The 23,110-nt window shown below is 67.9% G+C and carries 15 protein-coding genes and 7 pseudogenes; 11 read left to right on the top strand and 11 right to left on the bottom strand.

Annotated elements, in window-relative coordinates:
- Positions 1-283 precede the first annotated feature (283 nt).
- From AAFF41_RS00710 to AAFF41_RS00695, 4 genes and pseudogenes are all read right to left on the bottom strand, one after another.
- The gene (locus AAFF41_RS00710) at positions 284-2,629 is read right to left on the bottom strand and encodes an ABC transporter permease (protein ID WP_319754738.1); all 2,346 of its coding nucleotides are present in this window, start codon (positions 2,627-2,629) and stop codon (positions 284-286) included.
- Complete coding sequence (locus AAFF41_RS00705; protein WP_319754739.1) at positions 2,626-3,318, bottom strand: ABC transporter ATP-binding protein; 693 nt, start codon at positions 3,316-3,318, stop codon at positions 2,626-2,628. Before AAFF41_RS00705 ends, AAFF41_RS00710 begins: the two co-directional genes overlap by 4 nt.
- Positions 3,315-3,839: a PadR family transcriptional regulator gene (locus tag AAFF41_RS00700; protein WP_319754740.1), complete on the bottom strand. Its 525-nt coding sequence runs from the start codon at positions 3,837-3,839 to the stop codon at positions 3,315-3,317. Before AAFF41_RS00700 ends, AAFF41_RS00705 begins: the two co-directional genes overlap by 4 nt.
- 212 nt (positions 3,840-4,051) lie before the next feature.
- Positions 4,052-4,199: pseudogene (locus AAFF41_RS00695) on the bottom strand (IS5/IS1182 family transposase); the annotation flags it as partial.
- Between the two features lie 370 nt (positions 4,200-4,569).
- On the opposite strand from AAFF41_RS00695, the pseudogene AAFF41_RS00690 reads away from it, so the two are divergent.
- Both AAFF41_RS00690 and AAFF41_RS00685 read left to right on the top strand, forming a co-directional pair.
- Positions 4,570-4,794 (top strand): annotated as a pseudogene (locus AAFF41_RS00690) (hypothetical protein); the annotation flags it as partial.
- 586 nt (positions 4,795-5,380) lie between these two features.
- Positions 5,381-5,659 (top strand): annotated as a pseudogene (locus AAFF41_RS00685) (DUF6417 family protein); the annotation flags it as partial.
- Here AAFF41_RS00685 and AAFF41_RS00680 read toward each other — a convergent pair.
- On the bottom strand, positions 5,643-6,212 hold the full coding sequence (locus AAFF41_RS00680) for a hypothetical protein (RefSeq protein ID WP_343323213.1): 570 nt from the start codon (positions 6,210-6,212) through the stop codon (positions 5,643-5,645). The pseudogene AAFF41_RS00685 and the gene AAFF41_RS00680 overlap by 17 nt on opposite strands.
- 116 nt (positions 6,213-6,328) lie before the next feature.
- Here AAFF41_RS00680 and AAFF41_RS00675 point away from each other — a divergent pair, with 116 nt between their 5' ends.
- The gene (locus AAFF41_RS00675) at positions 6,329-7,513 is read left to right on the top strand and encodes an IS701 family transposase (protein WP_143653969.1); all 1,185 of its coding nucleotides are present in this window, start codon (positions 6,329-6,331) and stop codon (positions 7,511-7,513) included.
- 291 nt (positions 7,514-7,804) lie between these two features.
- Complete coding sequence (locus tag AAFF41_RS00670; RefSeq protein ID WP_319754840.1) at positions 7,805-7,978, top strand: glycosyl hydrolase-related protein; 174 nt, start codon at positions 7,805-7,807, stop codon at positions 7,976-7,978.
- Here AAFF41_RS00670 and AAFF41_RS00665 read toward each other — a convergent pair whose 3' ends face one another.
- Both AAFF41_RS00665 and AAFF41_RS00660 read right to left on the bottom strand, forming a co-directional pair.
- Positions 7,979-8,437, bottom strand: coding sequence for a hypothetical protein (locus AAFF41_RS00665; RefSeq protein WP_319754841.1), 459 nt, complete (start codon positions 8,435-8,437; stop codon positions 7,979-7,981).
- Positions 8,438-8,560: 123 nt separating this feature from the next.
- Positions 8,561-9,013, bottom strand: a complete 453-nt coding sequence (locus AAFF41_RS00660) for a hypothetical protein (protein WP_319754842.1) — start codon at positions 9,011-9,013, stop codon at positions 8,561-8,563.
- A 208-nt stretch (positions 9,014-9,221) separates the two neighbouring features.
- On the opposite strand from AAFF41_RS00660, the gene AAFF41_RS00655 reads away from it, so the two are divergent.
- Positions 9,222-10,694 (top strand): helix-turn-helix domain-containing protein, encoded by a 1,473-nt coding sequence (locus tag AAFF41_RS00655; protein ID WP_343323212.1) that lies wholly within the window; start codon positions 9,222-9,224, stop codon positions 10,692-10,694.
- Positions 10,695-10,959: 265 nt separating this feature from the next.
- Here AAFF41_RS00655 and AAFF41_RS00650 read toward each other — a convergent pair.
- Positions 10,960-11,199, bottom strand: a pseudogene (locus AAFF41_RS00650) (site-specific integrase); the annotation flags it as partial.
- Positions 11,191-11,427, bottom strand: a pseudogene (locus AAFF41_RS00645) (helix-turn-helix domain-containing protein); the annotation flags it as partial. The pseudogenes AAFF41_RS00650 and AAFF41_RS00645, both read right to left, overlap by 9 nt.
- Before the next feature lie 56 nt (positions 11,428-11,483).
- On the opposite strand from AAFF41_RS00645, the gene AAFF41_RS00640 reads away from it, so the two are divergent.
- Positions 11,484-12,443, top strand: a complete 960-nt coding sequence (locus AAFF41_RS00640) for an IS481 family transposase (RefSeq protein ID WP_343323211.1) — start codon at positions 11,484-11,486, stop codon at positions 12,441-12,443.
- Between the two features lie 94 nt (positions 12,444-12,537).
- Here AAFF41_RS00640 and AAFF41_RS00635 read toward each other — a convergent pair whose 3' ends face one another.
- Together AAFF41_RS00635 and AAFF41_RS00630 are read right to left on the bottom strand one after the other, a co-directional pair.
- Positions 12,538-14,361, bottom strand: a complete 1,824-nt coding sequence (locus AAFF41_RS00635) for an IS481 family transposase (protein ID WP_343326226.1) — start codon at positions 14,359-14,361, stop codon at positions 12,538-12,540.
- Positions 14,362-14,919: 558 nt separating this feature from the next.
- Positions 14,920-15,789: a hypothetical protein gene (locus AAFF41_RS00630; protein WP_343323210.1), complete on the bottom strand. Its 870-nt coding sequence runs from the start codon at positions 15,787-15,789 to the stop codon at positions 14,920-14,922.
- A gap of 534 nt (positions 15,790-16,323) precedes the next feature.
- Between AAFF41_RS00630 and AAFF41_RS00625 the strand changes: the two genes are divergently transcribed.
- The 5 genes and pseudogenes from AAFF41_RS00625 to AAFF41_RS00595 form a co-directional block, all read left to right on the top strand.
- The gene (locus AAFF41_RS00625) at positions 16,324-16,836 is read left to right on the top strand and encodes a hypothetical protein (RefSeq protein ID WP_319752602.1); all 513 of its coding nucleotides are present in this window, start codon (positions 16,324-16,326) and stop codon (positions 16,834-16,836) included.
- A 427-nt stretch (positions 16,837-17,263) separates the two neighbouring features.
- Positions 17,264-20,839: pseudogene (gene dnaE / locus AAFF41_RS00610) on the top strand (DNA polymerase III subunit alpha).
- A complete protein-coding gene (locus AAFF41_RS51295; protein ID WP_351521636.1) occupies positions 20,821-21,210 on the top strand; it encodes a DUF6300 family protein in 390 nt (129 codons plus the stop codon). Before dnaE ends, AAFF41_RS51295 begins: the two are co-directional and overlap by 19 nt.
- Positions 21,211-21,357: 147 nt before the next feature.
- Positions 21,358-22,455 carry a hypothetical protein gene (locus AAFF41_RS00600; RefSeq protein ID WP_319752600.1) on the top strand — a complete coding sequence of 366 codons (1,098 nt, stop codon included), beginning with the start codon at positions 21,358-21,360 and terminating at the stop codon, positions 22,453-22,455.
- 66 nt (positions 22,456-22,521) lie between these two features.
- Positions 22,522-22,912 (top strand): annotated as a pseudogene (locus AAFF41_RS00595) (helix-turn-helix domain-containing protein); the annotation flags it as partial.
- Between the last annotated feature and the right edge of the window lie 198 nt (positions 22,913-23,110).

Below are 23,110 nucleotides of genomic sequence, written 5' to 3'. Positions count from 1 at the left end.
GCCGCGGCGGTTTCGGACCAGGTCGGTGAAGGTCGGCGACTGGACAGGCTCGATGCCTGCTCTGGGTGACGCAGCGAGCCGTTCGGCTGCAGAGCTCTGGCTGGTCGCTGTCGGCAGGCTCCCGGCCGACGCCGTCTGATGGCGTGCTCGCCTCGACTGCGGATCCTGCTGTGCGCCGAGGTTGCCCTGACGGTGACTGTGCTGATGCCGACCGGACTTGCCTGCGTGCAGGAGCGGGCTCCTCCTGGCAGGAGGAGCCCACTTCGGGGGGATGTGTGAGGGGTTATTCCGTGCGCAGGCCTTCCGGGCGCATCATCCGCAGCAGCGGCGGCAGGCTGAGCAGCGTGACCACGCCGACCACGGCCGCGCCTACGCCGGTCATGGTCAGGACACTCGCCCAGTCCATGGCCACCGGTGTACGGGTCATCTTCAGCAGCACCGAGCCGAGGGCGATACCCACCGTTGTGGCCAGTACGAGGCCGAGCCCGACCGGGAGGGCCGTCTGCCACAGCACCGACAGGCTCAGCGTGCGGCGCCGGGTGCCGAAGGCGACCAGTGCGGAGAGCAGCTTCCTGCGCTCGCGCAGCTGCTCCAGCTGGGAGACCAGCAGACTCGCGCCGATCAGTGCCAGCACGAAGGCGGAGCCGACGAACAGGCCGGTGCGGATGGAGGCGTATTTGGCGTCCTCCTGGGTCGCCGACCAGCTGTAGGTGCGTGCCAGGGGGTCGATCCGGGCGACGACGTTGCGTATGTACTCCCGTGAGTCCGGCACCGACGGGTCCAGACGCAGGTAGACACCGTCCGAGAACACTGCGGGCGCGGCCTTGGCGGGCAGGGCGGCGGGGGTGACCAGCAGACCGTTGGCGTCCTGCAGTGAGTCCTTGCGCGCGTCCACCACTTGCACGTTCGCCGGAACGGTCCAGGGCACCTCGAGGCCGCGTTCGGCGCCGTCGTACGACGGGTCGACGTAGAGCCGCCGACCGGGCTTCACCACGGCGATTTCGTCGGCGTTGCTGGGGGAGGTGTAGTGGCTCCTCGTTCGCGTGATGAACACGTCGCCGTCCTTGCAGGAGGGAAGCGTAGCGAGTTCGCGCAGGGCGGTGCAGTTACCCACGGTGAGGCCGTTGCTGTTCTTCGGGTTGCGACGTGCGTCCCCGTACTGCGAGATGGCCGGGGCCACTGCGGCCCGTACCCCCTTGGTGCCGGTGAATTCGCGCTCGACACCGGACAGCGGCTTGCGGTCGCTGAAGTCGACCTGCATCTGGACCCGGCCGGGGTCCTTGCCGGTGGCCTTGGTGTACTGGCTCTGCGTTCCCGTGAACAGCATCTGCAGGGCGATGGCTCCGGCCACGGCGACGGCGATGCCGTTGACCATGCGTGCGGCGGTTCCGCTGCTCAGCTGCAGCCGCCGTACCGCGAGCTGCCAGGACAGCGCGCCCTTGCCGAGGCGGACGACGACCGCCTCCACGACCCAGGGGAGCAGCGCGGTGACGCCGATCAGCAGCAGCAGCACGCCGCTGATGACGAGGTACTGGTTGAAGTCGCCGTTCTTGCGGCCCTTGCCGATCATCGGGTAGAGCATCGCGAGGCCGGCCAGCGGCGGCAGCAGCCGCCACCACAGCCGGCGGCGGCGCTGCTTGGCCGTGCGCACGACGCCAAGCGGTTCCACCACCACGCCGCGCATCGCGAGTAGCGTGACGAGTACGGCGGCGGCCGGGATCGCCACCGCGACCAGCGCGGCGAGCACGGGGGAGGGATCGAGGTAGCTGGGCCAGACGCTCACGCCCAGCACCTCGGTGGAGCCCAGCGTTTGACGGCCGAGGAGGAAGAAGCCGGTGCCGACGACCAGGCCGAGCAGGGCTCCGGCGAGTGCTTCGCCCGCCGCGATCCGCCGGGTCATGTGGCCGTCCGAACCGACCAGGCGCAGCGCGGCCAGTCGGCGGTCGCGGCGCTCGCCGCCGAAGCGGACGGCGGCGGCGATGAACACGGCGACCGGGGTCAGCAGCACCACGAACACGACCAGGACCATGAGCAGCAGCACCGGGTCGGTCTTCTCGGGTGTCGCGTCCGGTTTGCCATACTCGGTCAGCCGGTGCACCGGGGAGAAGCCCGTGAGTTTCAGCCCCGAGGCGCCCGCGTAGTAGGCCAGTTCGTGGGAGCCGATGAGTCCGCTCTCGCCGATCGTGCCGGTGATCTTGTAGGGCAAGCGTTCCCGCAGCAGCGTGGCGTCGTCCGAGGCGAGCAGGTTCTTGAGCGCGGGGGAGACCACCATCTCGCCCTTGCCCGGGAAAGCGTCGACTCCCGGGGGCAGCGGCGCCCGTTTGCCCTCGGGTTCGACGAACCGGCCGAGGATGTCGTCGTCGTGCCAGGTGGTGTCGGCTTGGGCGATCAGGAAGGTGTTGTCGGCCTTGGACGGGACTTTCTGGGAGTACACGTTGGCGTAGCGGGCGTCCTCCACCCGGGTGCGGGCGGCGAAGACGTTGGGCAGGGCGGTGCACAGCAGGAGCAGGGCCACGCCGACGCCGACGCCGACCGCGGTCAGCGTCATTCGGACCCAGCCCTCGCGGCCGCCGGTGACGGCGAAGCGGGCTCCCATGGCCAGGTCTCTGGACCACTGGCGAGGACTCATACGGCGCGCTCCATGTCGCGGGACTTGCCGTCGCGGACGACGATCTCGCGGTCGGAGTAGGCGGCCACGCGTGTCTCGTGGGTGACGAGGACGACGGCGGCGTTGGTGGAGCGGGCCGCGTCGGTGAGCAGGTCCATGACGCGCTCGCCGTTGGAGGAGTCGAGTGCGCCGGTCGGTTCGTCGGCGAACAGCAGGCGCGGTCCGGTGACCAGCGCGCGTGCCACGGCGACGCGCTGGCCCTGGCCGCCGGAGACCTCGCCGGGCCGCTTGCCCTTCAGGTCGTCGACCTCCAGGCGTTCCATCCAGCAGAGCGCCGCCCGCTCGGCTTCCTTGCGGGAGGTGCCGTTCAGCCTGAGCGGCAGGGCGACGTTCTCCACGCAGGTCAGTTCCGGCACGAGCTGCCCGAACTGGAATACGAAGCCGAACTCGGAGCGGCGTAACGCGCTGCGCTGGGCGTTGCTCATCGTCGTCACCTCGCGCCCGTTGTAGGTGATCGACCCGGAGTCGGGCGGCAGGATGCCCGCGAGGCAGTGCAGCAGCGTCGACTTGCCGGAGCCGGAGGGGCCCATGACGGCGACGACCTCGCCGGGGTGGATGGAGAACTCGGCGCCGTCGAGGGCGTGGGTGTGCCCATAGGTCTTGCGCAGGTCCTGCGCGGTGAGCAGGGAACCAGGGGGAGAAGGGGTCATCGGGCTACAGCCTCACGGAGTTTGTCGAGTCGGGCGGCGGTGAGCTCCAGCCAGCGCAGGTCCGCCTCCAGGTGAAAGAGGGCGTGGTCGCAGATCAGCTGGTCCACCAGATCGCCCTTGCGCTTGCGGTCGGTCAGGATGCGCATGCTGCGCAGATGCTCGGAGCGTTGGGCGTCCAGGATGTCGACGGCGTCCCGGTGGGTGAGCAGCGCGAGGACGACTTTGGTGTAGAGGGCCGACTGAAGGTATTCCTCCGGTTTCTGCGGGGTCGCGAGCCACTGCGCTACGTCGGTGATGCCGGCGTCGGTGATCGCGTAGCGCTTGCGCTCCGGGCCGCCGCCGGCCTCGATGCCGTCGACCTCGACGTGGCCGTACTTCAGCAGCCGGGACATCGTCGAGTAGACCTGGCCGTAGTGCAGCGGCCGGTCGTGACCGAACGTCTCGTCGAAGGCCCGCTTCAGGTCGTAACCGTGTCGCGGGCCGGACTCCAGGAGCCCCAAAAGGGAGTGACCGATGGACATGACCCGCACTCTACACACCGTGTATACGCGGCGTGTATACGCCGCGTGTGCAGGTCGTGGCGGGGTGTACGACAGTGCAGGTGAGGGAGCCGGGAATTCCGATCGTCCCGATTCGGAAACAGGCAGTCACCCCCGCCTGCGCAGGGGTGAGTCGGCCGTGCGCTTCACGGCCAACGGCGCGCCCAAGTCCTCCTGGCGCAGGCGGGGGTGAGCTGAGTTCTTCGACTGCTCGGCCACCTGGTGGTCGCGGGTGGGGACCAGGGTGCCGTCCACGATCAGCACCGTGTCTCTCCGGAACCGTCTGCGGGGCTGAAGTGCGAGCGACGGCCCGAGGTGGTCGATGATGCGGTCGGCCGCAGACAGCAGAACCCGGTTCTCTAGGGCGGATCGGGAAGAACGGAGAGGTCGGCGACCTGTGGTGGCGGCTCTGGACGCGCCGCTGGATGGTCCGTGGCTGGTTCCCTTCGGGCTGGTGCGTCTGCTCCCTGCCTGTTGTCAGTGTCGCGTCCTACCGTGGTTCTGACGGCATTTCATAAGGAAAAGGGGGTAGTGAGTGGCCAACATCGTCTGGCACACAAACTGCGTATCCATCTGGATCTGACCCTGGATGATCTCGGACACGAGGAACACGAGGGTCTGTGGGGCAGCGTGGTGCACTGGGCCGACACGGGCAAGCCGCCTGATCTCGACCTCGCCCTCGCGAGGAAATGCCACAGATTTGAGACTGATCCGGCCCGGCACCGCCGAGCATCTGGACTCCCTTCCCGGCATCACGGTCCTGGACCTGGACCTGGCCGCCGCCCTGGCCCTCGCGCGGCAGAAGACGTGGGCCGCGGCACACAGGCAGTACGCGGCGCAGCCCACCCCGGACCGCCCCGACGGCGCGGTCATCGCCACCACGGCTCCGCACCGGTGGGCCGGCGAACCGGTCCAGGTACTGGACCTCACCCCCTGATCACAGCAGCAGACGTCTGCGGTATCGCCGGACCCGGCGGTACCGCGGTGTTCTGACCGGTGGCGTCCCGCCCGGCGCGTCTGTGGCGGCCGGTGTCACCCGCTGGGCTTGCCTTCCCTCCTTTGCATCTTCCAGACCGGCGTCGGCGTCTACGGTCGGCGAACGCGTACGGGAGCGGCGCACAGGGCGGGGGAGTGGGGTGAGGAGTTGGGAGAGGGCGCTGTCGGTGCTGGAGGCGCTGTGCGAGCGTGGGCAGACGGCTGGGCATGGCTGGACGCTGGAGACGGAGCTCCTTCCGCCTCATCAGCAGCAGGTGAACGCCCTGGAGAGCCAGGGCCTGGTGGAGCTTGCCTGCCGGGAGGACCGTGCGGAGCTGTCGGCTCTGGAGGGGCGGCCCGTGCGGTGGGCGGCTCGGTTGACCGCCGTACGGCCACGACGCTCTCGCCTACGGCCAGTCCCGCCCCCGGACTGAGCCCTCTCCCAGTATTGTGGGCCTGAACCGGCAGTTGGTGGAGCTGATCCCGTCGCAGTTGGCGGCGCTGCGCGTGTTCGTCGGCCTCGCCAGCCGGCTCCATGTGCCGCCGCCGCGGGTCTGGCGGAGCAGGTCCGTTCGGCCTCGTGTGATCACGGGATCAAGCGGTGGCGGCTGTATCTGACACAGGAGCAGATGGAGTCCGTGGTGTACGGGTTGTGGCTGCACCGGATGACGGGCTCGGCTGCGGAGCCCAACCGCTTCGGCCGCGAGTACGGCGTCGTACACAGCCCAGTCCGAGCCTCGGACGAAGAATCTCCGGCCGTCGACGGACTGCCGTCGGTGGCCAGAGCGGACGCGCGGGGTAGTGCGGGGGTCAGCGGGCGAGGGTGACCGTGATCGGCTGGTCGGGGCAGATACTGAGGGCCTCGGAGAGCGCGGCGTGTTCGGTGGGGTCGATGGACAGGCCCCACCGGGTCTTGTCGGCGCCCCAATCGGTCGCGTACGGGCAGCGGTAGCCCTGGGCGTGCGGCTGCCAGGCCAACGCCTTCAGCACGACGGTGACGCCAAACGAGTCGGAATGGTCCAGCTCGATCGAGGCGAAGGAGAAGTTCACCGCGGCCCGGATCGGCGGCGCCGGCTCACCGCCGGGCTGCGGCGCGGGGGCCGGCCTCAGGCAGGGGCGACCAACGCCCAGCCTCCGGGGCTCGGGACAGGAGCTGCTCGCTGTAGGGGAACCGGTGCAGGAAGTTCCCGTTCCGGAGAGAGCACCAGCACGGCGCCGGGCCGACGATCGGAAGCTCGCCAGCAGGGTCTCCCAGGCGAGGGCAACCTCGCTAGCGCTGGCCGCGGCGGCGATGTTCGCGAGTTCGGCGATCCCGGCGAGCGCGTCTTGGCCGACCTTCAATGGACGGACCCAGATCAGCCCGGCCGCTTTGCCGCGCACCAGGCATCATCAGCGGGCGCGCCACCACCCCCTCGCCCAGCGAGGCGGCGCACGTCTCCTTAGTACTGCAACGGCGTTTGGCGTGACTGTTGGCCAGGTTGGTCGTTGGTGTGGTTATGGGTGGGGACCTTGCTGGTGCCAGGCAGTGGGCGGGCGAACTGGATCGGTTGCACGAACGGTTTGAGCACCGGTTCGCCCGCAGTGAGCCGAGGGAGTCGGCTCTGGCGTATATGCAGGGACTGATCGCTCCGCTCGAGCGGAAGAACGGCTGGACACTGGCTGAACAGGCAGGTCACGCTGCCCCGGACCGCATCCACCGGCTGCTGAACCGGACCGACTGGGACGCAGACGAAGTCCTCGGCGACGTGCGCGACTACGTTGTCGAACACCTCGGAGACCGCGAGGCCGTCCTGATCGTCGATGACACCGGTTTCCTCAAGAAGGGCATCCGCTCGGCCGGCGTGCAACGGCAGTACTCCGGCACCGCCGGACGCACCGAGAACAGCCAGATCGGTGTGTTCCTCGCCTACGCCACCGGCCGCGGGCGCGCCCTGATCGACCGCCGCCTGTATCTGCCCACCTCGTGGACGGACGACCGGGAACGCTGCCGGCGGGCCGGTATCGACGACAGCGTCACCTTCGAGACAAAGGTGGCCATGGCCAAGGCGATGGTCCGCAAAGCCATCGCCGACCGGATCCCGTTTCGGTGGGTGACCGCGGATGCCGCCTACGGCTTCAGCAAGGGCTGGCGCTTCGAGCTGGAACAAGCCGATGTCTTCCACGTCATGGCCACCACCCGGCACGACACCGTCGTCACCCGCTGGTCCATCGATCATCCTGTCCACGACCTGTTCCCCGGCCTGCCACGGCAGAAGTGGAAACGCCGCTCCTGCGGCGCCGGGGCCCACGGCCCGCGCGTGTTCGACTGGGCCCGCGTCGAGGTGCGGCCCTGGCACCGGGAAGACCGCCGGCACTGGGTCATCGCCCGCCGCAGCGTCCGCCGTCCCGAGGAGATCTCCTACTACATCGCCTACTGCCCCGCCGACACCACCCTGGACGAACTGATCCAGATCGCGGGCAGCCGGTGGGCCGTGGAGGAATGCTTCCAGACCGCGAAGCAGGAGTGCGGCCTGGACGACTACCAGGTCCGCCGCTACCCCGGCTGGCACCGCCACATGACCCTCGCCATGGCCGCCCACGCCTGCCTTACCGTCCTGCGCGCCCGCGAACTCGACGCCGACAAAGCAGAAACGGATCCTCCCACCTCATCCACTACAGCGTCGCTGAGATCAGACGCCTGATCCACAGGCTCACCCACCGCTGGCCCACCCCCGTTGACCACATCCTGCACTGGTCAACATGGCGCCGCAGACGGCAGCATCAAGCACGCGTCAGTCACTACAAACGACGCGGACACAGCCCCTGAAACTGCCCAGCAATCAGCACAAACACCGTTACAGTACTAAAGCGGGTGTCGCAGGTTCGAATCCTGCCTGGGGCACCAAGGAGAAGGCCACCTACGGATCTCCGTAGGTGGCGTTTGACCAGTCGGCCGTGACCGTCGAGTCGGTGAAGTCGGCGGAGGGGATCTGATGGTGCGGCTGTACGAGTCCCCGGGGCGGGCGGGCGCGTGCCACCTCGGTCCGGATTTCCCAGTGTGCCGGGCCGAGGTGACAGACCTGCTAAAACGGCGGCTGCACGAGGGCGACTTGGCCTTCGGGCTACGACCGTTCCAGATCCTCACGCGGAGTCTGCGCCCGGAGTGACTACTTGCGTCCCACGCCCTTGTCGCCGATGTGGAAGATCCTGTGGCTGTTGCGGGCCATGTCGACGACGAGCTTGGTGGTGGTGTTGCCCCAGGTAAGGGTGACGACGGCCTCCGTGTAAGTGCGGGTGGTGCCGTTGTCGGTGACCTTCCAGGCGAGCGGGACGTTCTGGGCGCGCAGGACGCCGTCGGCGTGCTCTCTCTTCTCCCAGGCCGCCAGCTCCTTCTGGAAGGCGGGGGTGAGGTAGTGGCTGCGCAGGGCCTGTCCGAGGTGGCCGCGGTCCTCGTGGAGCACCGCGTCGCTGTAGGCGCCGTAGAAGTCGGCGATGCGGGTGATGTTGTCGGACGGCTTGCCGCTGACGCTGCGCGGGGCGCCGGCGGATGCCTGGGCGGTGGCGCCGAGGCCGAGAGCGACGGCGAGGACGCCGGCGGTCAGGACGGTGCGGGTCTTGCTGCTCATGTGTGTTCCCTGCTTTTCGAGTCGTGACGAATCGCGCCGAATGGCGCTGTCGGTGGGCGATGGGCAGCCCTCCCCACCCCCGTGGCGGAGGGCGGCCCCGGTCATGCGGTCAGTGGAGCTTGTTCACGGCCGTGGCGGTCCTGCCGTCCCAGCCGACGGAGAGCAGACGGAAAGCAGTCGGATGTCGGAGGCACCCCAGGAGATCACCGTGTGCAGGCTGTGGACTTGGGTGCTCTCCTCGACAGGCAGCGTGCTGTAGTCCTTCGCCGTGGCCTCGGTCTCCGGGTCGGCCTTCTCGATGGATGCCGCACAGGACTTGATGTTCTTGGTCAGCCGCGAGCCGAGCCGTCGTCGCCCGGCTTCATGCTCAGGCAGCGGTCCTGTTCCACCGCCCCGGTACGCCCGCGGCAACCTTGCCGGTCGTTCAGGAGGAGCTCGGGTGCGGCGGGAGATCGGTCGCCGCGAGGAGCCGGGCGCCTTGGCCGAGTCGTTCGCCGGTGTGGCGAGCGTCGCGCCGAGGGCGAGGCCCGTGGCTGTGAGCGTGAGGAGCGCGCCCGCTCGGGTGCGCTTGGGCATGGGTGTCCCCCGTGGATGAGTGGGTGGGTGTCGTCTGTCGCCCGCCGCCGGGTGGTCGGTCCGGCCCTGGTCGGTGCGACACCAAGAGCATCGGCCGTCACGGCGGCCCAGCGCAACGCCGGACGCCCGTCCAGCGACGGTGGAACCATCCCAGCCCATCTGACGTGCAGGTATATGGACCGCCTGGGATACGGGGATACGGGGATACGTGGGAAGACGGGGAACGGTGTCGACCGGGGACGACGTCGAGCAGTTCGCGGCGCTGCTGCGCCGGCTGAAGGACCGCACGGACCGGAGCTACGGCTCCCTGGCCCGGCGCCTCAACATGAACACCTCCACGCTGCACCGCTACTGCGCGGGCGAGGCGGTCCCGCAGGACTATGCCCCGGTGGAGCGCCTGGCCGCCTTCTGCGGAGCGCCACCAGAGGAACGCCTCGAACTGCACCGCCTGTGGCTGCTCGCGGTGACGGCACGACAGCGGTCGAGGACGGTTGAGAGGGCGGCAGAGCTGGCAACGGGCGAGGAAGTAACGGAGCCGACGAACGCCAAGAGGGTGCCGGAGCCGGCAGGTGGCCAGCGGGCTTCGGGTCCGGACAGCCGGATGGCGCTGCGCGCGGGCGGCATCGGTGGTGGCGGGGACGGCACGAACGGTGCACCACGGCGACTCGACGCGGGAACATCCGACGCGGGCGCATCTGACGCCGGGCTGCCCGCTTCCGACGCTCCCGGACCAGGCAGTCCCGAGCCGACGATCCAGTGGGATGCCACCCGCTCGACCGGACGGACCTGGTACCGCCGTCGCCGCACCGCCATCGGCGCCGCCACGGCGACCGTGCTGCTGGTGACGCTGGGCAGTTTGTCGGCGTTGTCGGCCGACCGGTCTCACGACAACTCGCCAAAGGCCACCGGTCGGTCCCGTACGACAGAAACCGGTGCGTCACACCGACCCTCGGCCACTGCGACCAGCCCCACCCCCAGCCCTGCGCCGGCCTCGCCGTCCGCAGGAGCACGGGCTACGGGAAGTCCCGAGGTAAAGGGCGGACCCTCGGCGGGCACGAAGAGCGACGCCCCCGCGCCGACCGGTGTGCCGCTCGTCTGGACCGTCGACTCTCATATCTGGGACGGAGGTTGCGGGTACGACTACGTCATCGACAAGGAGTCGGCCCAGGTGCCCCCGCCGCCGGTGGAGCAGGACGCCGGAGTGTGGGCGGCGACGCAGGGGGCGGTGCCGGGGCGGCAGACGATGGTGCAGATCTCGGTGCAGGGGAAGTCGTCCACGGCCGTGGTCCTGGAGGCCCTCCAGGTGCGTATCGTCAACCGCGGCGCCCCGGTCACCGGCAACGCGTACGCCATGGGCCAGGGATGCGGCGGCGGACTGGCGCCCCGTGACTTCTCCGTGAACCTGGACATCAACCGCCCGATCCCCCACGCGCGCGCCGTGCAGTTCCCCTACCGCGTCTCCGCCGAGGACCCGGAGGTGCTGCTGGTCACCGCGACGACCGAGACCTACGACTGCAAGTGGTACCTGGAACTCGACTGGTCCTCCCAGGGCCGCACCGGCACGGTCCGCATCGACGACCACGGCCGCCCGTTCCGCACCAGCAGCATCAAGGGCCTGTCCCACTACTGGTACGGCACGAACGGACACGGTGTGCGTCAGTGGGTGCCCACCGACTCTTGACGTACGCCACACGGCCAACGACGCCCCGGCCGGCCCTGAGTCCTGCCGGCCCCACTGACATCCAGCGCTGACATCAACGGCCATGAACAGCCGCCGTTGTCAGCGGATGCCCACGACCCCAGTGCAGAATGGAAGGCTTCACCTTGCCGGGGGTGGATCGGTGTCGCAGGTCCGAATCCTGCCGGGGGCACAAGGGCAAAGGCCCGAGACCGATCATGGTCCGGGGTCTTTGACATCCAGCTGACATCAACGAGCACGGTTCCTGACGACCGGGACGCCGCCTGAGCAGCCGATCCATGACTCGTGGCCTCGCGCTGTGTGTCCTGCACGACGTACGTACAGACGTCCATGGTGATGCTGATCCGAGGACCTCCATCACGACGCGGGGCGCGACTCCGGCCGCCGTGAGGAGGGTGGCCGTGCCGGGCGTCGTGCAGCCGGACGACTCGGTGCCGGCGGAGTCGGCGATGCGGGTGAAGGAGCGGTAGACATTCCACGGCTCGACCAGACCGTTGCGCACCAGGACCCGATAGACCGTCGCCCGCGACGGAACCGGCGTGATGCCCCTGCGTTCGAGTTCGTGCACCAGCCTGCGCAGGCCCCAGCCAGGACGCCGGCGCCGCAGCTCACACACCACCGCCTCCACCTCCCCGGCGATCCGGTGCGGACACGAGACCGGCCGATGCGACCGGTCCGCCAGCCCCGGCAGGCCCAACTCCTCGTACTTGCGCACTCTAAAACTGCCGATCGTCGTTGACACCTGGGTCTCTGATCAGTACGGAGATCGCCATGTCGAAGGCCACCCCCACCACCCCGCCGCTTGACCGTGAGGCCAAGCGGCGCCTGGCCGTCATACGCCACGTCGAAGAGGTCAGCGGAAACGTCGCGATGTCCTGCCGCTATTTCGGCATCTCGCGGCAGGCGTACTACACCTGGTACCGCCGCTACCAGGCCGAAGGCGTCGAGGGCTTGCGCACTCGGTCCAAGGCGCCGAAGACCTGCCCGAACGCGACCCATGTCGAGGTGGTCGGGAAGATCATCTATCTCCGGCAGAACTACCACTTCGGGCCCGAGAAGATCGCCATGTACCTCAAGCGGTACCACGACGTCCCCATCAGCAAATCCGGCGTCTGGCGCATCCTCAACCGCCTCGACATGGGCCGCCTGCCGGCCTCGCAGCGCTACAAGAGGCACGACCGCAGATGGAAGCGGTACGAGAAGCAGCTGCCCGGCCACCGCGTCCAGATCGAGGTGAAGTTCATCGAACCGCTCACCTCGATGCCCCAGGGGCGCCGCGGCGGCCGCAACAAGTACTACCAGTTCACCGCGATCGACGACTGCACCCGCCTGCGCGTCCTGCGGATCTACCCGACGCTCAACCAGGCCACCGCGATCCAGTTCCTCGACTATGTCATCCAGCGCCTGCCGTTCCAGGTCGAGGTCCTCCAGACCGACAACGGCGCCGAGTTCCAGTCCGCCTTCCACTGGCACGTCCTCGACAAGGGCATCGCCCACACCTACATCAAGCCCCGCACCCCGCGGCTGAACGGCAAAGTAGAACGCTCCCACCGCATCGACGCCGAGGAGTTCTACCGGCTCCTCGACGGCGTCATCATCGACGACGCCGAGGTCTTCAACGACAAGCTGCGCGAGTGGGAGGACTACTACAACTACCATCGCCCCCACGGCGGCCTCGGCGGCCAGACCCCCTACGAACGCCTCAAGCAGAAGACCACGACCCAGGCGTAATCGGTGATCGTCAGTTGCACAAAGCCCTACACCGAGTTGTCGGATCCCAGCTGATGTCTGACGTTCTGGTCCCACGTGATGCTTGACGGTGGGCCTAGACAACATAGGGAGCCCCGTGGGGCTTGTTCGCTTTCACGTTACGGACCGGGATGTCGGTCGTGCGCCGGATCACCCGGACCTGGCCGTCCAGGTCGACGGTGATCGTGGAGTCCGACACGTGTGCGGTCACGGTCTGTCCTGCATACGTCCGGCCGAGCGAGACGACCTGCCGACAGACCATGATCGTGCCCGTTGTGCTGATCCGCCGCTGCACCCGCACCGGCTCGACGCCCGGACGCGGTGGCGGTCCGGCCGGACGCAGGCCCCGCAAGCGACGGACTTCTTCGCCGCTCAGCGGGTTGGCCCGCACCCGCAGCAGTTCCCGTGAGGACGGATCGAAGAACGACAGCGTCTCTTCGTCGATGCGGATGCCCACCTGGCGGCCGCCCAGGATCTCCGCGGCCAGCACCTGGCGTCCGCCCAGGCCCACCAGGCCGCTGTTGTTCACGACCCGGTCCACCTCGAACGCGGCCCCGTCGTCGGCGGGAAGCGGGGCCACTCCGGCAGCACGACCGCCCCGGCCGGCCAGCCGTCCCAGATCCGCCACCGACAAGTGCGAACGCACGGTCTTGATCCGTGCTCCCGCGATCAGCAGATGGATCACCGAGGTGTCGGCCCAGAACGTCACCGTCAGCCCTGAGCGGGCCGGCCCCAGCCAGAACTGTTTGCCCGCGACCTGCAGATTCCCGCTCGCAGGCACCACCCGCTCGAACTCCACCGGCCCACCGGGCTCCACCGGCACCACTGCCGGAACCACCTTCGGCGGACCGACAGGAACAGGCGCCACCTCGGCGGGATCCGGCACCACAGGCGGAGCCGTCCGCTGCTGCGGGACCAGCGCCAGCACGCCGGGCACCCTCAGGCCCAGTACGTCCCGCTCCTGCTCGGGCACCGGGGTGAACCGGTCGGCAGGAGAGTCCATGTCCAGCGCCTGATGCGGCCGCGAGGAGTTGTATTCCTCGACCCACGCATCCAGCGCTGCCTGAGCCGCCCCGATGCCCTCGAACGCACCGCAGTCGTCCAGGAGTTCACGCCGCAGCGTCTGATGGAACCGCTCAACCTTGCCCGTCGTGGTCGGCGACGCCGGCTGGGTGAGCCGGTGCGCGATCCCGTTCTCCCGGCAGATCCGGTCGAACAACACCTCACCACCCTGCCCGAACCGGTCGGTGAACTGCTTCCCGTTGTCCGTCAGCACCTCCTCCGGCACCCCGAACGCCTGCAAAGCCCCGGCGAACGCCGAGCACACCGCCCTCCCGGTCGCCCGCTCGACCACCGACGCGATCACGCAGTACCGGGAATGGTCATCCACCCCGGTCACGACCTTGGCCTCGGACAACTCCCCGGTGACCGGGTCGACGAGCATCACCCCGCCGACGATGTCCATCTGCCACAGCTGCATCGGAGCATCCCGCTGCCAGCGCTTGTAATCCGACCGCTTCCGGCGCCGCACCCCCGGCTCCACCAGCCCATGCCGGACCAGAATCCGATACACGGTCATCCGCGACGGCACCGGACTCACCACCCCGGACCGCTCCAGCACATGAGCGATCCGCCGCGGCCCCCACCGGGGATGCTTGCGCCGCAGCTCGCACACCGCCGCCTCCACCTCGGCAGAAGCCTGATGCGGACACGACGCCGGCCTACGCGAACGGTCCGCCAGCCCGGCCAGACCCGAAGCGGCATACCGGGACTTCCACCCGCTGACCGTCTGCCGCGACACACCAAGCGACGCAGCGACCTCCGTCACCGTCGCACCCGCCAGCACAGCAAGCACAGCCCGGTATCTCTGCTCGACAACCGACAACTCCACCAGCGCCAATCCCGGCCTCCCCACACGCGCCGCAACGACGCGCACAGAAAACCCGATCACGGCCACTGTCAACCATCAGCTGGGACCGAACTGTCAAGCATCACCCGGGATCGGACAGCCCCACGCCAGGTACTGAGTTACAACTTTCTCTACTGGTTCAAGGGCCCGCGCACGGCGCGGGCTGGCCCCTTGGGCTCGGCCCCTCTGCGCCTTTGGCGCCGGGGCCGGGCCCCTGGGGCCGCAAGCGAGTTACAGCCCTGAGTTGAAACCCGTACGACAAGGCACGCGGTCAGAACGAGCCTCCGGCGGGGGCGCTCAGGCTCCGAGATGGAGGGGACGCCGTTCGCGAGTGGCGGCCGTGAGTGGCGTGCGTGGGGTGCTTCCATCCCGACCACCATCAACCCAGGCAGAGCCGAGCAGACGAGGCCCCTGGCGTCCAGGTCGTTCGTACAGTGGCGCGCTCCACCTGGACGCCAGGAACCACGCCCGCTCCACAGTGTGTGGGCCGATGGCAGACGGGATGGAAGCTGGAGAGGGTGGTGGTGGAGGCAGTCGGGAAGGCGAGCCCTAGTCGGGCTGCGCGGCGCCGATCCGCTGGAGTTCGCGCAGCATCCCCACCTGGCGTGCGCGGTCGGGGGCGGACTTGTCGGCGATGAGGATGGTGTCGCGGTGGTCCGAGCTCTGGAGAAACCCGATCTGCACGCCCAGCAGTGACTTCTCCAGGCCCGGCACGCTCCGCCAGTCGGCGCCGGCCGCCTGCTCTGCCGTCACCACTACCTGTGTCTCCGGATCTCGGCGCACCAGACGGGCCGGTACCGCACTGCGGAAGTCCAGGCCGCTGGTGATCCCGGAGATGTCGAGGGCCCAGTCCCCCTCGGAGATGAGCTCCACCCAGTGTTCTCCGTTCGCTCGCCGATACCGGGGCTGCAGCCCGGCATGCCACGGGCCGAGGTCAGGCAAGAGGGTGACATTACTGATACGCCCACGGAGCACCACCCGGTGGAAAGCGCACGCCAGCACCCGCTGATGGGGGTCCTGGGGCGCGGTCAGGCCGTCGATGAGGACGTCCTCCAGGAGAGCCCCCTCGAAGAAGCAATCGCGCACTGCACAACCACGCAAGGTGATGTTGCGAAAGACGGGCCGCTCGGCGGGGTCCTCGACGGGCAGGACCCGGCCGCCGAAAAGCTCATAACCATCGAGTTCCCGCCCCTCGATCACCGTTCCCGGACCCGCGCGTAGCGCTCCCGTGCTTCCCGGTAGTTGTTTCATCAGTTCTCCCGCCTCCAGTAGCAGCCGGGGGCATTTTGTCAACACCGCCTGCGGCGGCTGACACCAGCGTCTGACACCAACGACCACGAACAGCAGCGACCAGCGCCGAACCTCAGCAGCCGAAGAACCGAGGCTCAGATCCGGTAGATCGGCGGCAATGGTCTGCAATGATCGACCTGATAAGGATGAGGCCACAGGTTCAAGCGTGGCGTCTGCTCGCGTCAGCAAGGGCCAGGCCCACGATGACGAGGGCGAATGACACCGTACAGATGAACCTCTGTCGGCGGCTCCAAAGGTCCCAACCCCGCTGCAATTTGCTGCCCACAGCGAGGCCAAGCAGGCCGAGACCGAAGACGGCGAGACCGATCACGCCGTGAGCGTATACCCGCCGCACTGTGGCCGTCTCTGGGCCGTGGAAGGATGCTCAGGCCAGTGGGCGCCACGGGCAAGCCGGAAGGCCGGGAGAACGGCGCACGTGCCCCCTAGGTGCCCGATCCGACGGCGAGCGGCGGGGAACGTCGGCAAGTCGCCAGGAAACGCGCGGGGGAGCGCCTCACAGGTCAGGCCAGATCCCGTTACGCACTCTTCCAAACTAGTGCTCCAAGCCCCAGACAGCGGCGATTGACTGGGGCATTGGAACTCCCGGCCAAAGTCGCTACGCCGACCGCGAGATACGGTGCAGGCTGTAGATCAGGGGGGCACATGGGTGTACAGCTTCAGGTCGAGTGGGACCTGCAAGATCACGGCTGGGCCGTCTGTCGAATCAGCGAGGGACCAGCAAAGGTCAACCTTTCGGTCAGTTACTGCACTGATGGTTTGGCGGATCTTCTGTCAAGCATCGGCAGTCTCTACGGGACTAGCCAAACAGCGCGGTTCTTCTTTGACTCTGAGCCGACGGAAATTCGCTGGGTCCTGCGCAACCGGGGAGCCGACGTCGGCGTGTCGATCTACAGCTTCCCAGACGTGGCGATCAGTCCCGACCTACCGGACGGGGACGGGCGCCTCCTTTGGGCCGGCACGCAATCCCGCAGCCAATTGGCTCATGTCGTAGCCGAAGCGGCGCAGCGGGTGCTACGAGAGCATGGAGAAGACGGCTACCTCGCGAAGTGGGCCATGCACCCGTTCCCTGTCGCGATCCTTCAGGATCTCCGCAGACTGCACCTGCGCCATGACCGTTGCGATCTCGCGCACGACATGACGGTGCCGCCCAAGTAGAGGCTGGGCCGTCGCACGCCCCCGTCCCGTAGCCCGGGGGACGGTTCAGCCGTCGTCGCCATCGCGCGTGAGCCGGTTCAAGGCGTCTGCTGCCGGACTGGGCGACGAGGCCGGTCTGCTCTTGCACCCGGCTGCGTTCCAGGGCCGGGCGAGACGGCTGGAATCGGCCGCTTTCGTGAGATGCCGACGTCATCCGAGCAACGCTCACTGGCTGAGGCATTCCGGGCTGTCTGGGGCTCCTGAAGATCGCTGCCTACACGCGACGAGCCGCCACGCCGAGGGGCGTTTCGACTTCGTTCTGTGAGAGTGCGAGATCACCCGTGGAGGGCTTGGCCGAGGCGGCTTTGACGTCGTTTCAGGGCCGGATTCGATCATCGTTTGGGGGCTAGGGTGAAGTCCTTCCCACGACTCCGGAGGTGCCCTCCCGGTGACGGATTCCTTTGTTCACCTGCACAATCACACCGAATATTCGATGCTCGACGGCGCGCAGAAGCTCAGGCCGATGTTCGCCGAAGTTGAGCGTCAGGGCATGCCGGCCGTCGCTATGAGCGACCACGGAAACATGTTCGGTGCGTACGAGTTCCATCAGGTGTCCAAGGGTGTCGACGGCGTCAAGCCGATCATCGGGATCGAGGCTTACGTCGCGCCGTCCTCGCGCCGGAACCGCAAGCAGGAGTTCTGGGGTCCGGGCGGCCAGCGGGCCATGTCGGACGACGGTGAGGGCTCGAAGGACGTCTCCGGCGGTGGCCGGTTCACGCATATGACGATGTGGGCGCGGAACGTTCAGGGTCTGAAGAATCTCTTCTATCTGTCGACCGAGGCCAGTTACACCGGTCAGTTTCCCGCGGGTAAGCCGCGGATGGACATGGAGCTGATCAGCGAGCACGCGGGCGGCATCATCGCCACGACGGGCTGCCCGTCCGGGGCGATCCAGACGCGGCTGCGGCTGAACCAAGGGTGTTGTCGCAGGCCTCCGGCAGCTCTGCGAACAGCTCCCGCATCTCGGCGGCGGTCTTGAGGTAATAGCCGCTGCCCTGGAACCGGAACCGCTTCGGGTCGTCCTTGTTCTTGCCCACCCCGATGCACAGCAGGTTGTCATGCGCATCGGCCTGATCCTCGTGCACATAGTGCGCGTCGTTCGTGGCCAGCAGCGGAATGTTCAGATCCCTGGCCAGCCGCAACAGCCCGTCGCGGACGTCCTTCTCGATGGACAGCCCATGATCCATCAGCTCCAGGAAGTAACTCTCCTTGCCGAAGATGTCCTGGTAGGCGGCAGCGACCTCACGGGCCTCGTCGTACCGAGTCCTACGACTCCGTCTTCGAGAACGTCGACGAGATGCCGCAGTACCCGGACGTTCCGGAGGGGGAGACGCAGGAGTCCTGGCTGCGCAAGGAATGCCTCAAGGGCCTGGCCATGCGCTACGGCGACCCGGTCCCGGCCGAGGTCATGGAGCGCTTCGAGACCGAGATGACGGTCATCGGCCCCATGGGCTTCTCCTCCTACTTCCTCGTGGTCGCCGACATCTGCCGCCACGCCCGCGACAACAAAATCCCGGTCGGGCCCGGCCGCGGGTCGGCCACCGGCTCGATCGTCGCGTACGCGACCCGCATCACCGAGCTGTGCCCGCTCGAGCACGGCCTGCTCTTCGAACGCTTTTTGAACCCGGAGCGCATCAACCCGCCCGATGTCGACCTCGACTTCGACGACCGCCAGCGCGACGCCATGGTCCGCTACGTCACCGAGAAGTACGGCGACGAGTACACCGCCATGGTCAACACCTTCGGCAAGATCAAAGCCAAGAATGCGATCAAGGACTCGTCCCGCATCCTCGGCTACCCCTTCCAGCACGGCGAGCGCATCACCAAGGCGCTTCCGCCGGACATCATGGGCAAGTCGATCCCGCTGGACGGCATCTTCGACTCCGCGCACCCGCGCTACGGCGAGGCCTGCGAGATCCGGACGATGTACGAGAACGAGCCGGAGGTGAAGAAGGTCATCGACACCGCCAAGGGTGTCGAAGGCCTGACCCGCGGCACCGGTGTGCACGCGGCCGCGGTCATCCTGTCCAAGACGAAGCTGACCGAGCGTATTCCGCTGCACATGCGCGCCAAGGACGGCGTCAAGATCACCGGCTTTGACTACCCCAGCTGCGAAAACATGGGGCTGGTCAAGATGGACTTCCTGGGCCTGCGCAACCTGGGCGTGATCGACCACGCGCTGACGAACATCCGCGAGAACCGCGGCGTCAAGCTGGCCACGGTCGACCCGGGCAACGGCGACACCAGCGTCACCGTGATCCCGCTGGACGACAGGAAGACCTTCGAGCTTCTGGGCCGCGGCGACACGTTCGGCGTGTTCCAGCTCGACGGCGGCGGCATGCGCGCGCTGCTGAAACTGATGGAGCCCTCCCGCTTCGAGGACATCGCGGCCGCCCTCGCCCTGTACCGGCCCGGCCCGATGGCCGCCAACGCGCACACCAACTACGCGCTGCGGCAGAACGGCAAGCAGGACCCGGACCCGATCCACCCCGAGCTGAAGGAAGTCCTGGACCCGATCCTGGGCTCCACCCACCACCTGCTCATCTTCCAAGAGCAGATCATGGCCATCGCCCGGACCCTGGCCGGCTACACGCTCGGTGGCGCCGACATGCTGCGCCGCGCTATGGGCAAGAAGAAGCCCGAGGTGCTGGCCGCCGAGTGGCAGAAGTTCCACGACGGCATGGCCGACAACGACTACTCGGAAGAGTCCATCAAGGCGATCTGGGACGTCATGCTCCCGTTCTCCGGCTACGCGTTCAACAAGTCCCACACCGCAGGCTACGGACTCGTCTCCTACTGGACCGCCTACCTCAAGGCCAACTACCCGGCCGAGTACATGGCGGCCCTGCTCACCTCTGTCGGTGACGACAAGGACAAGGCCGGCATCTACCTCGCCGATGCCCGCAAGCTCGGCGTCACCGTCCTCGCGCCGGACGTGAACGAGTCGCTCGCCGAGTTCGCGGCCGTGGGCGACGACGTCCGCTTCGGACTGCTGTCCGTGCGCAACGTGGGCGACAACGTCATCGAATCGATCATCGCGGCCCGCAAGTCCAAGGGGAAGTTCACCTCGTTCTCCGACTTCCTCGACAAGGTCGACCTTCCCGCGCTGAACAAGCGGGCCGTGGAATCCCTCATCAGAGCCGGCGCCTTCGACTCCCTGGGACACACCCGCAAGGGACTGTCCGCCGCCCACGAGAGCGCCATCGACGCAGTCGTCCCGCTCAAGAAGGCAGCCGCCTACGGACAGGACGATCTCTTCGCCGGCCTCGGCGACACGGCCGGCGACGACAGCTTCAGCCTGGACGTGCCGGTCAGCGAAGACGAATGGCCCCGCAAGCAACTGCTGTCCATCGAACGCGAGATGCTCGGCATGTACGTCTCCGCGCACCCGCTGGACGGCACCGAGCACATCCTGTCCACCAACCGCGACACCACCATCGTGGACCTGCTGGCCTCAGGGCGAACCGACGGCGTGGTCCGCCTCTCCGGCCTGATCACCAGCGTCCAGCCCAAGATGACCAAACAAGGTAACGCCTGGGCCATCGTCAACCTCGCCGACCGTGACGGAACGATCGAGGTCCTCTTCTTCCCCGCCACCTACCAGATGGTTGCCGCCGCCCTGGTGGAGGACAGCGTCATCACCGTGCAAGGCCGCGTCAACGACCGCGACGGCGCCATCAGCATCTTCGGGCAGGAACTGCAGGTCCTCGACGTGACCTCCGCCGAACGCGACGGCGCAGCCCCCGTCCAGCTTCGGCTGCCCTATCACCGCATCAACGAGCTGTGCATCAACGAACTCAAACGCATCATGGGTGCCCACCCCGGCCAGAATCCCGTTCAACTCGCGGTGCGCGGCCCGCAGAAGACCATCGTCTACCAGCTTCCCTCGCTGGTGAACGCCGCTACCATCGCCTCAGACATCAAGGGATCCTTTGGCCCGGAGGCGTGGCAAGGGGTGGCGTGAGCGAGGAAGCCAGTACAGGCGAACCGCACGACTTAGAAGAGATCGTCCTCAACGTCGGAGTAACACCACCTTGCCCCAGCTGCAGCCGGCCGACGATACTGCTGGCCCGCTATCCCCACAGCTGGCGCAACAACAAGGGCGGCACCGTCAGCGGCTTCAGAGGATCCGTGCTGTGCCGAGTCTGCGACCGTGATGACTCGGCCGCCGCACCGCTGGTAGCCCTCTATGAAGAGGATGGTTCCTTCCAAGCCGAAAAACTCGATGTCTTCGGGCCACTCGCCGCGGTGTGGGTCGAAAACCGCCGGAACACCGCCGTCGACGAGGGACTCCTCAACAAGCAGGAGCGGCTCTGGCAAGACAGTGACCTCTAGCTTGCTACTGAAATTGAAGCGTGATGTCGGCCAGCCGGAGACGACCTCAGAGACGCGGCTCGAGGTGCGCTCGGCGGGGTTGGCGTTGCCCATAGGGTTGGGCTGTCAGGCCTTCGCGTCGTCCGTCGTCTGTGGCTGGAAGAAACCGTGACCATCGCCGCTCGTCTCATCACCACCATCACTGCTCCGCTGGACCCGGCGTCGGCAGAGGCTCCGCAGTTGCTGTGCTGGCCGAACCGCACGCTCCTGGTGCAGCGTGGCGACGCTGAGGTGGTGGCGCTCGATGTTGATGAGCCTGACGCTGGTCGAGGCTCTGAGATCCGCTTCCCGGCGCCCTGGCCCCGTCGTTTTGGGACGGTGACGGTGTCACCGGAACGGGATGCGGCGGTGTTCGCCGGCGTCCACGCAGCACGGTCGGTGGAGGCGACCGGTGCGACGCGGTGGGAAGTGCGGCACGGCTGCTGGGGCGGCTGTCCTCTGCTGCATGCGTCGTTCGACGAGTACGCGGACGACAGGGGCCACTTCTGCGCTGACAGCGGCTCGGCCGCCGTCAGCGCAGACGGCAAGCTCGTCTGGGCACACGTCCGCGGGCCGCTGGCCAGTGACGGGAACCCGGAGGACGAGCAGGAACTATGGGTGGTTCTGGACGCCGTAGCCGGAAGGGTCGTGGGACGTATGACCACCGGGACCGTGGCCTCCAGCTCCCTACACACGTCACACCCAGACCCTTCGCAGATGGGGCTGAGCCTCGGTGAGGGCGAAGAAGGGTCGCCCGTGCTGTGGGGACGGTGGGATGGGCAGCAGTTGACCGCCGAGCAGATTGGCATCGAGCGCATCCTCCTCGCGGTGAGCCCGTCTGGTCGGCGGCTCCTGACTGTTCCCGTCGGGCAGTGGTCGCTCTTGCTCCACCAGCTGGAGCACGGCTCGAAGGTCATACGGAAACTGGACGCCGCGGACGCCGTGCCCGCGCACCCGCGGAACACCGGCAACGACAGGGTCTACTGGGACTTCGAAGCTGCCTTCGTGGACGAGGACAGCGTCGTTGCCGGCACCTCCGAATGCGATGCCCGGTATGGACCGGTCCGTCACTGGCTGGTCGACGTAAACGGAATGGACCTGCTTGGCGAGCTCTCCTACCCCCTCCCAGTCTCGGGGCCTGCGCGCACAGCTGGGGGCGGCAGGTGGTACACGATCTCGAAGGACGGGACTTCCGTGCACCTGTGGGAGCTGGGCCAAGAGAAGTGACATTGAGCGGGTGACGCCTGCGCCATTCGGGGAACGCCGCCTGCCGGCACCCAGTAGTCCTGGGGTGTGAGATACGCGCAGGGCGGCGGGCTGACCGACGTCGAGAGGGGCAAGCGGGAGCGATTGCGGCTTCAGGTCGTGGAACGCTTCGAGACCGGGCAGAAGAACGCGGCGGTCGCTGCCGCGCTGCGGGTGAGTGTCCGGTCGGCGGAGCGATGGCGCCGGGCCTGGCGCGAGCACGGGGAGGCGGGGCTGCTGTCGAAGGGCTCGCCGGGAAGGCCGAAACTCAGCGAGCCCCAGGTCGCCAGGCTGGAGTGGGAGTTGGAGCGCGGTTCGCTCGCTCAGGGCTGGGCGGACCAGCGGTGGACGCTGGCACGAATCAAGACGCTGATCGGCCGGCTCTTCCACGTCTCCTACACGGTCGAGGGCATCTGGCAGCTGCTCAAGCGTCCAGGCTCCGAGACCTCGCCCGCCCGTACGGGCAGCGCCCCGCCAGACCGGACATGCATGAGCGTGAGGAAGGTGCACCCGGCGGCGGCTCGACAGCGCCGCCCAGCCGTGCCCGCTCCACCCCGTCCTGCTCTCGCCTCGTTCCGCCATGGTCGCCACCGTATCGAGCACGTCGGGGCGAGGGGACCTCTCCGTCGCCGCTCCT

The sequence above is a fragment of the Streptomyces mirabilis genome (assembly GCF_039503195.1).
Lineage (GTDB): Bacteria > Actinomycetota > Actinomycetes > Streptomycetales > Streptomycetaceae > Streptomyces > Streptomyces mirabilis_D.
The sequence above is the reverse complement of the archived record's forward strand: the minus strand, read 5'-3'. Positions and strand labels throughout refer to the sequence as shown.

What these genes read in the sequence shown, in the direction of transcription:
- AAFF41_RS00640 (WP_343323211.1), top strand. Translation starts at nt 11,484, where the DNA reads ATGTCGAAGGCCACCCCCACCACCCCGCCGCTTGACCGTGAGGCCAAG.
- AAFF41_RS00675 (WP_143653969.1), top strand. Translation starts at nt 6,329, where the DNA reads ATGGGTGGGGACCTTGCTGGTGCCAGGCAGTGGGCGGGCGAACTGGAT.
- AAFF41_RS00625 (WP_319752602.1), top strand. Translation starts at nt 16,324, where the DNA reads ATGGGTGTACAGCTTCAGGTCGAGTGGGACCTGCAAGATCACGGCTGG.
- AAFF41_RS00710 (WP_319754738.1), bottom strand. Translation starts at nt 2,629, where the DNA reads ATGAGTCCTCGCCAGTGGTCCAGAGACCTGGCCATGGGAGCCCGCTTC.
- AAFF41_RS00700 (WP_319754740.1), bottom strand. Translation starts at nt 3,839, where the DNA reads ATGTCCATCGGTCACTCCCTTTTGGGGCTCCTGGAGTCCGGCCCGCGA.
- AAFF41_RS00665 (WP_319754841.1), bottom strand. Translation starts at nt 8,437, where the DNA reads ATGAGCAGCAAGACCCGCACCGTCCTGACCGCCGGCGTCCTCGCCGTC.
- AAFF41_RS00705 (WP_319754739.1), bottom strand. Translation starts at nt 3,318, where the DNA reads ATGACCCCTTCTCCCCCTGGTTCCCTGCTCACCGCGCAGGACCTGCGC.
- AAFF41_RS00660 (WP_319754842.1), bottom strand. Translation starts at nt 9,013, where the DNA reads ATGCCCAAGCGCACCCGAGCGGGCGCGCTCCTCACGCTCACAGCCACG.
- AAFF41_RS00670 (WP_319754840.1), top strand. Translation starts at nt 7,805, where the DNA reads ATGGTGCGGCTGTACGAGTCCCCGGGGCGGGCGGGCGCGTGCCACCTC.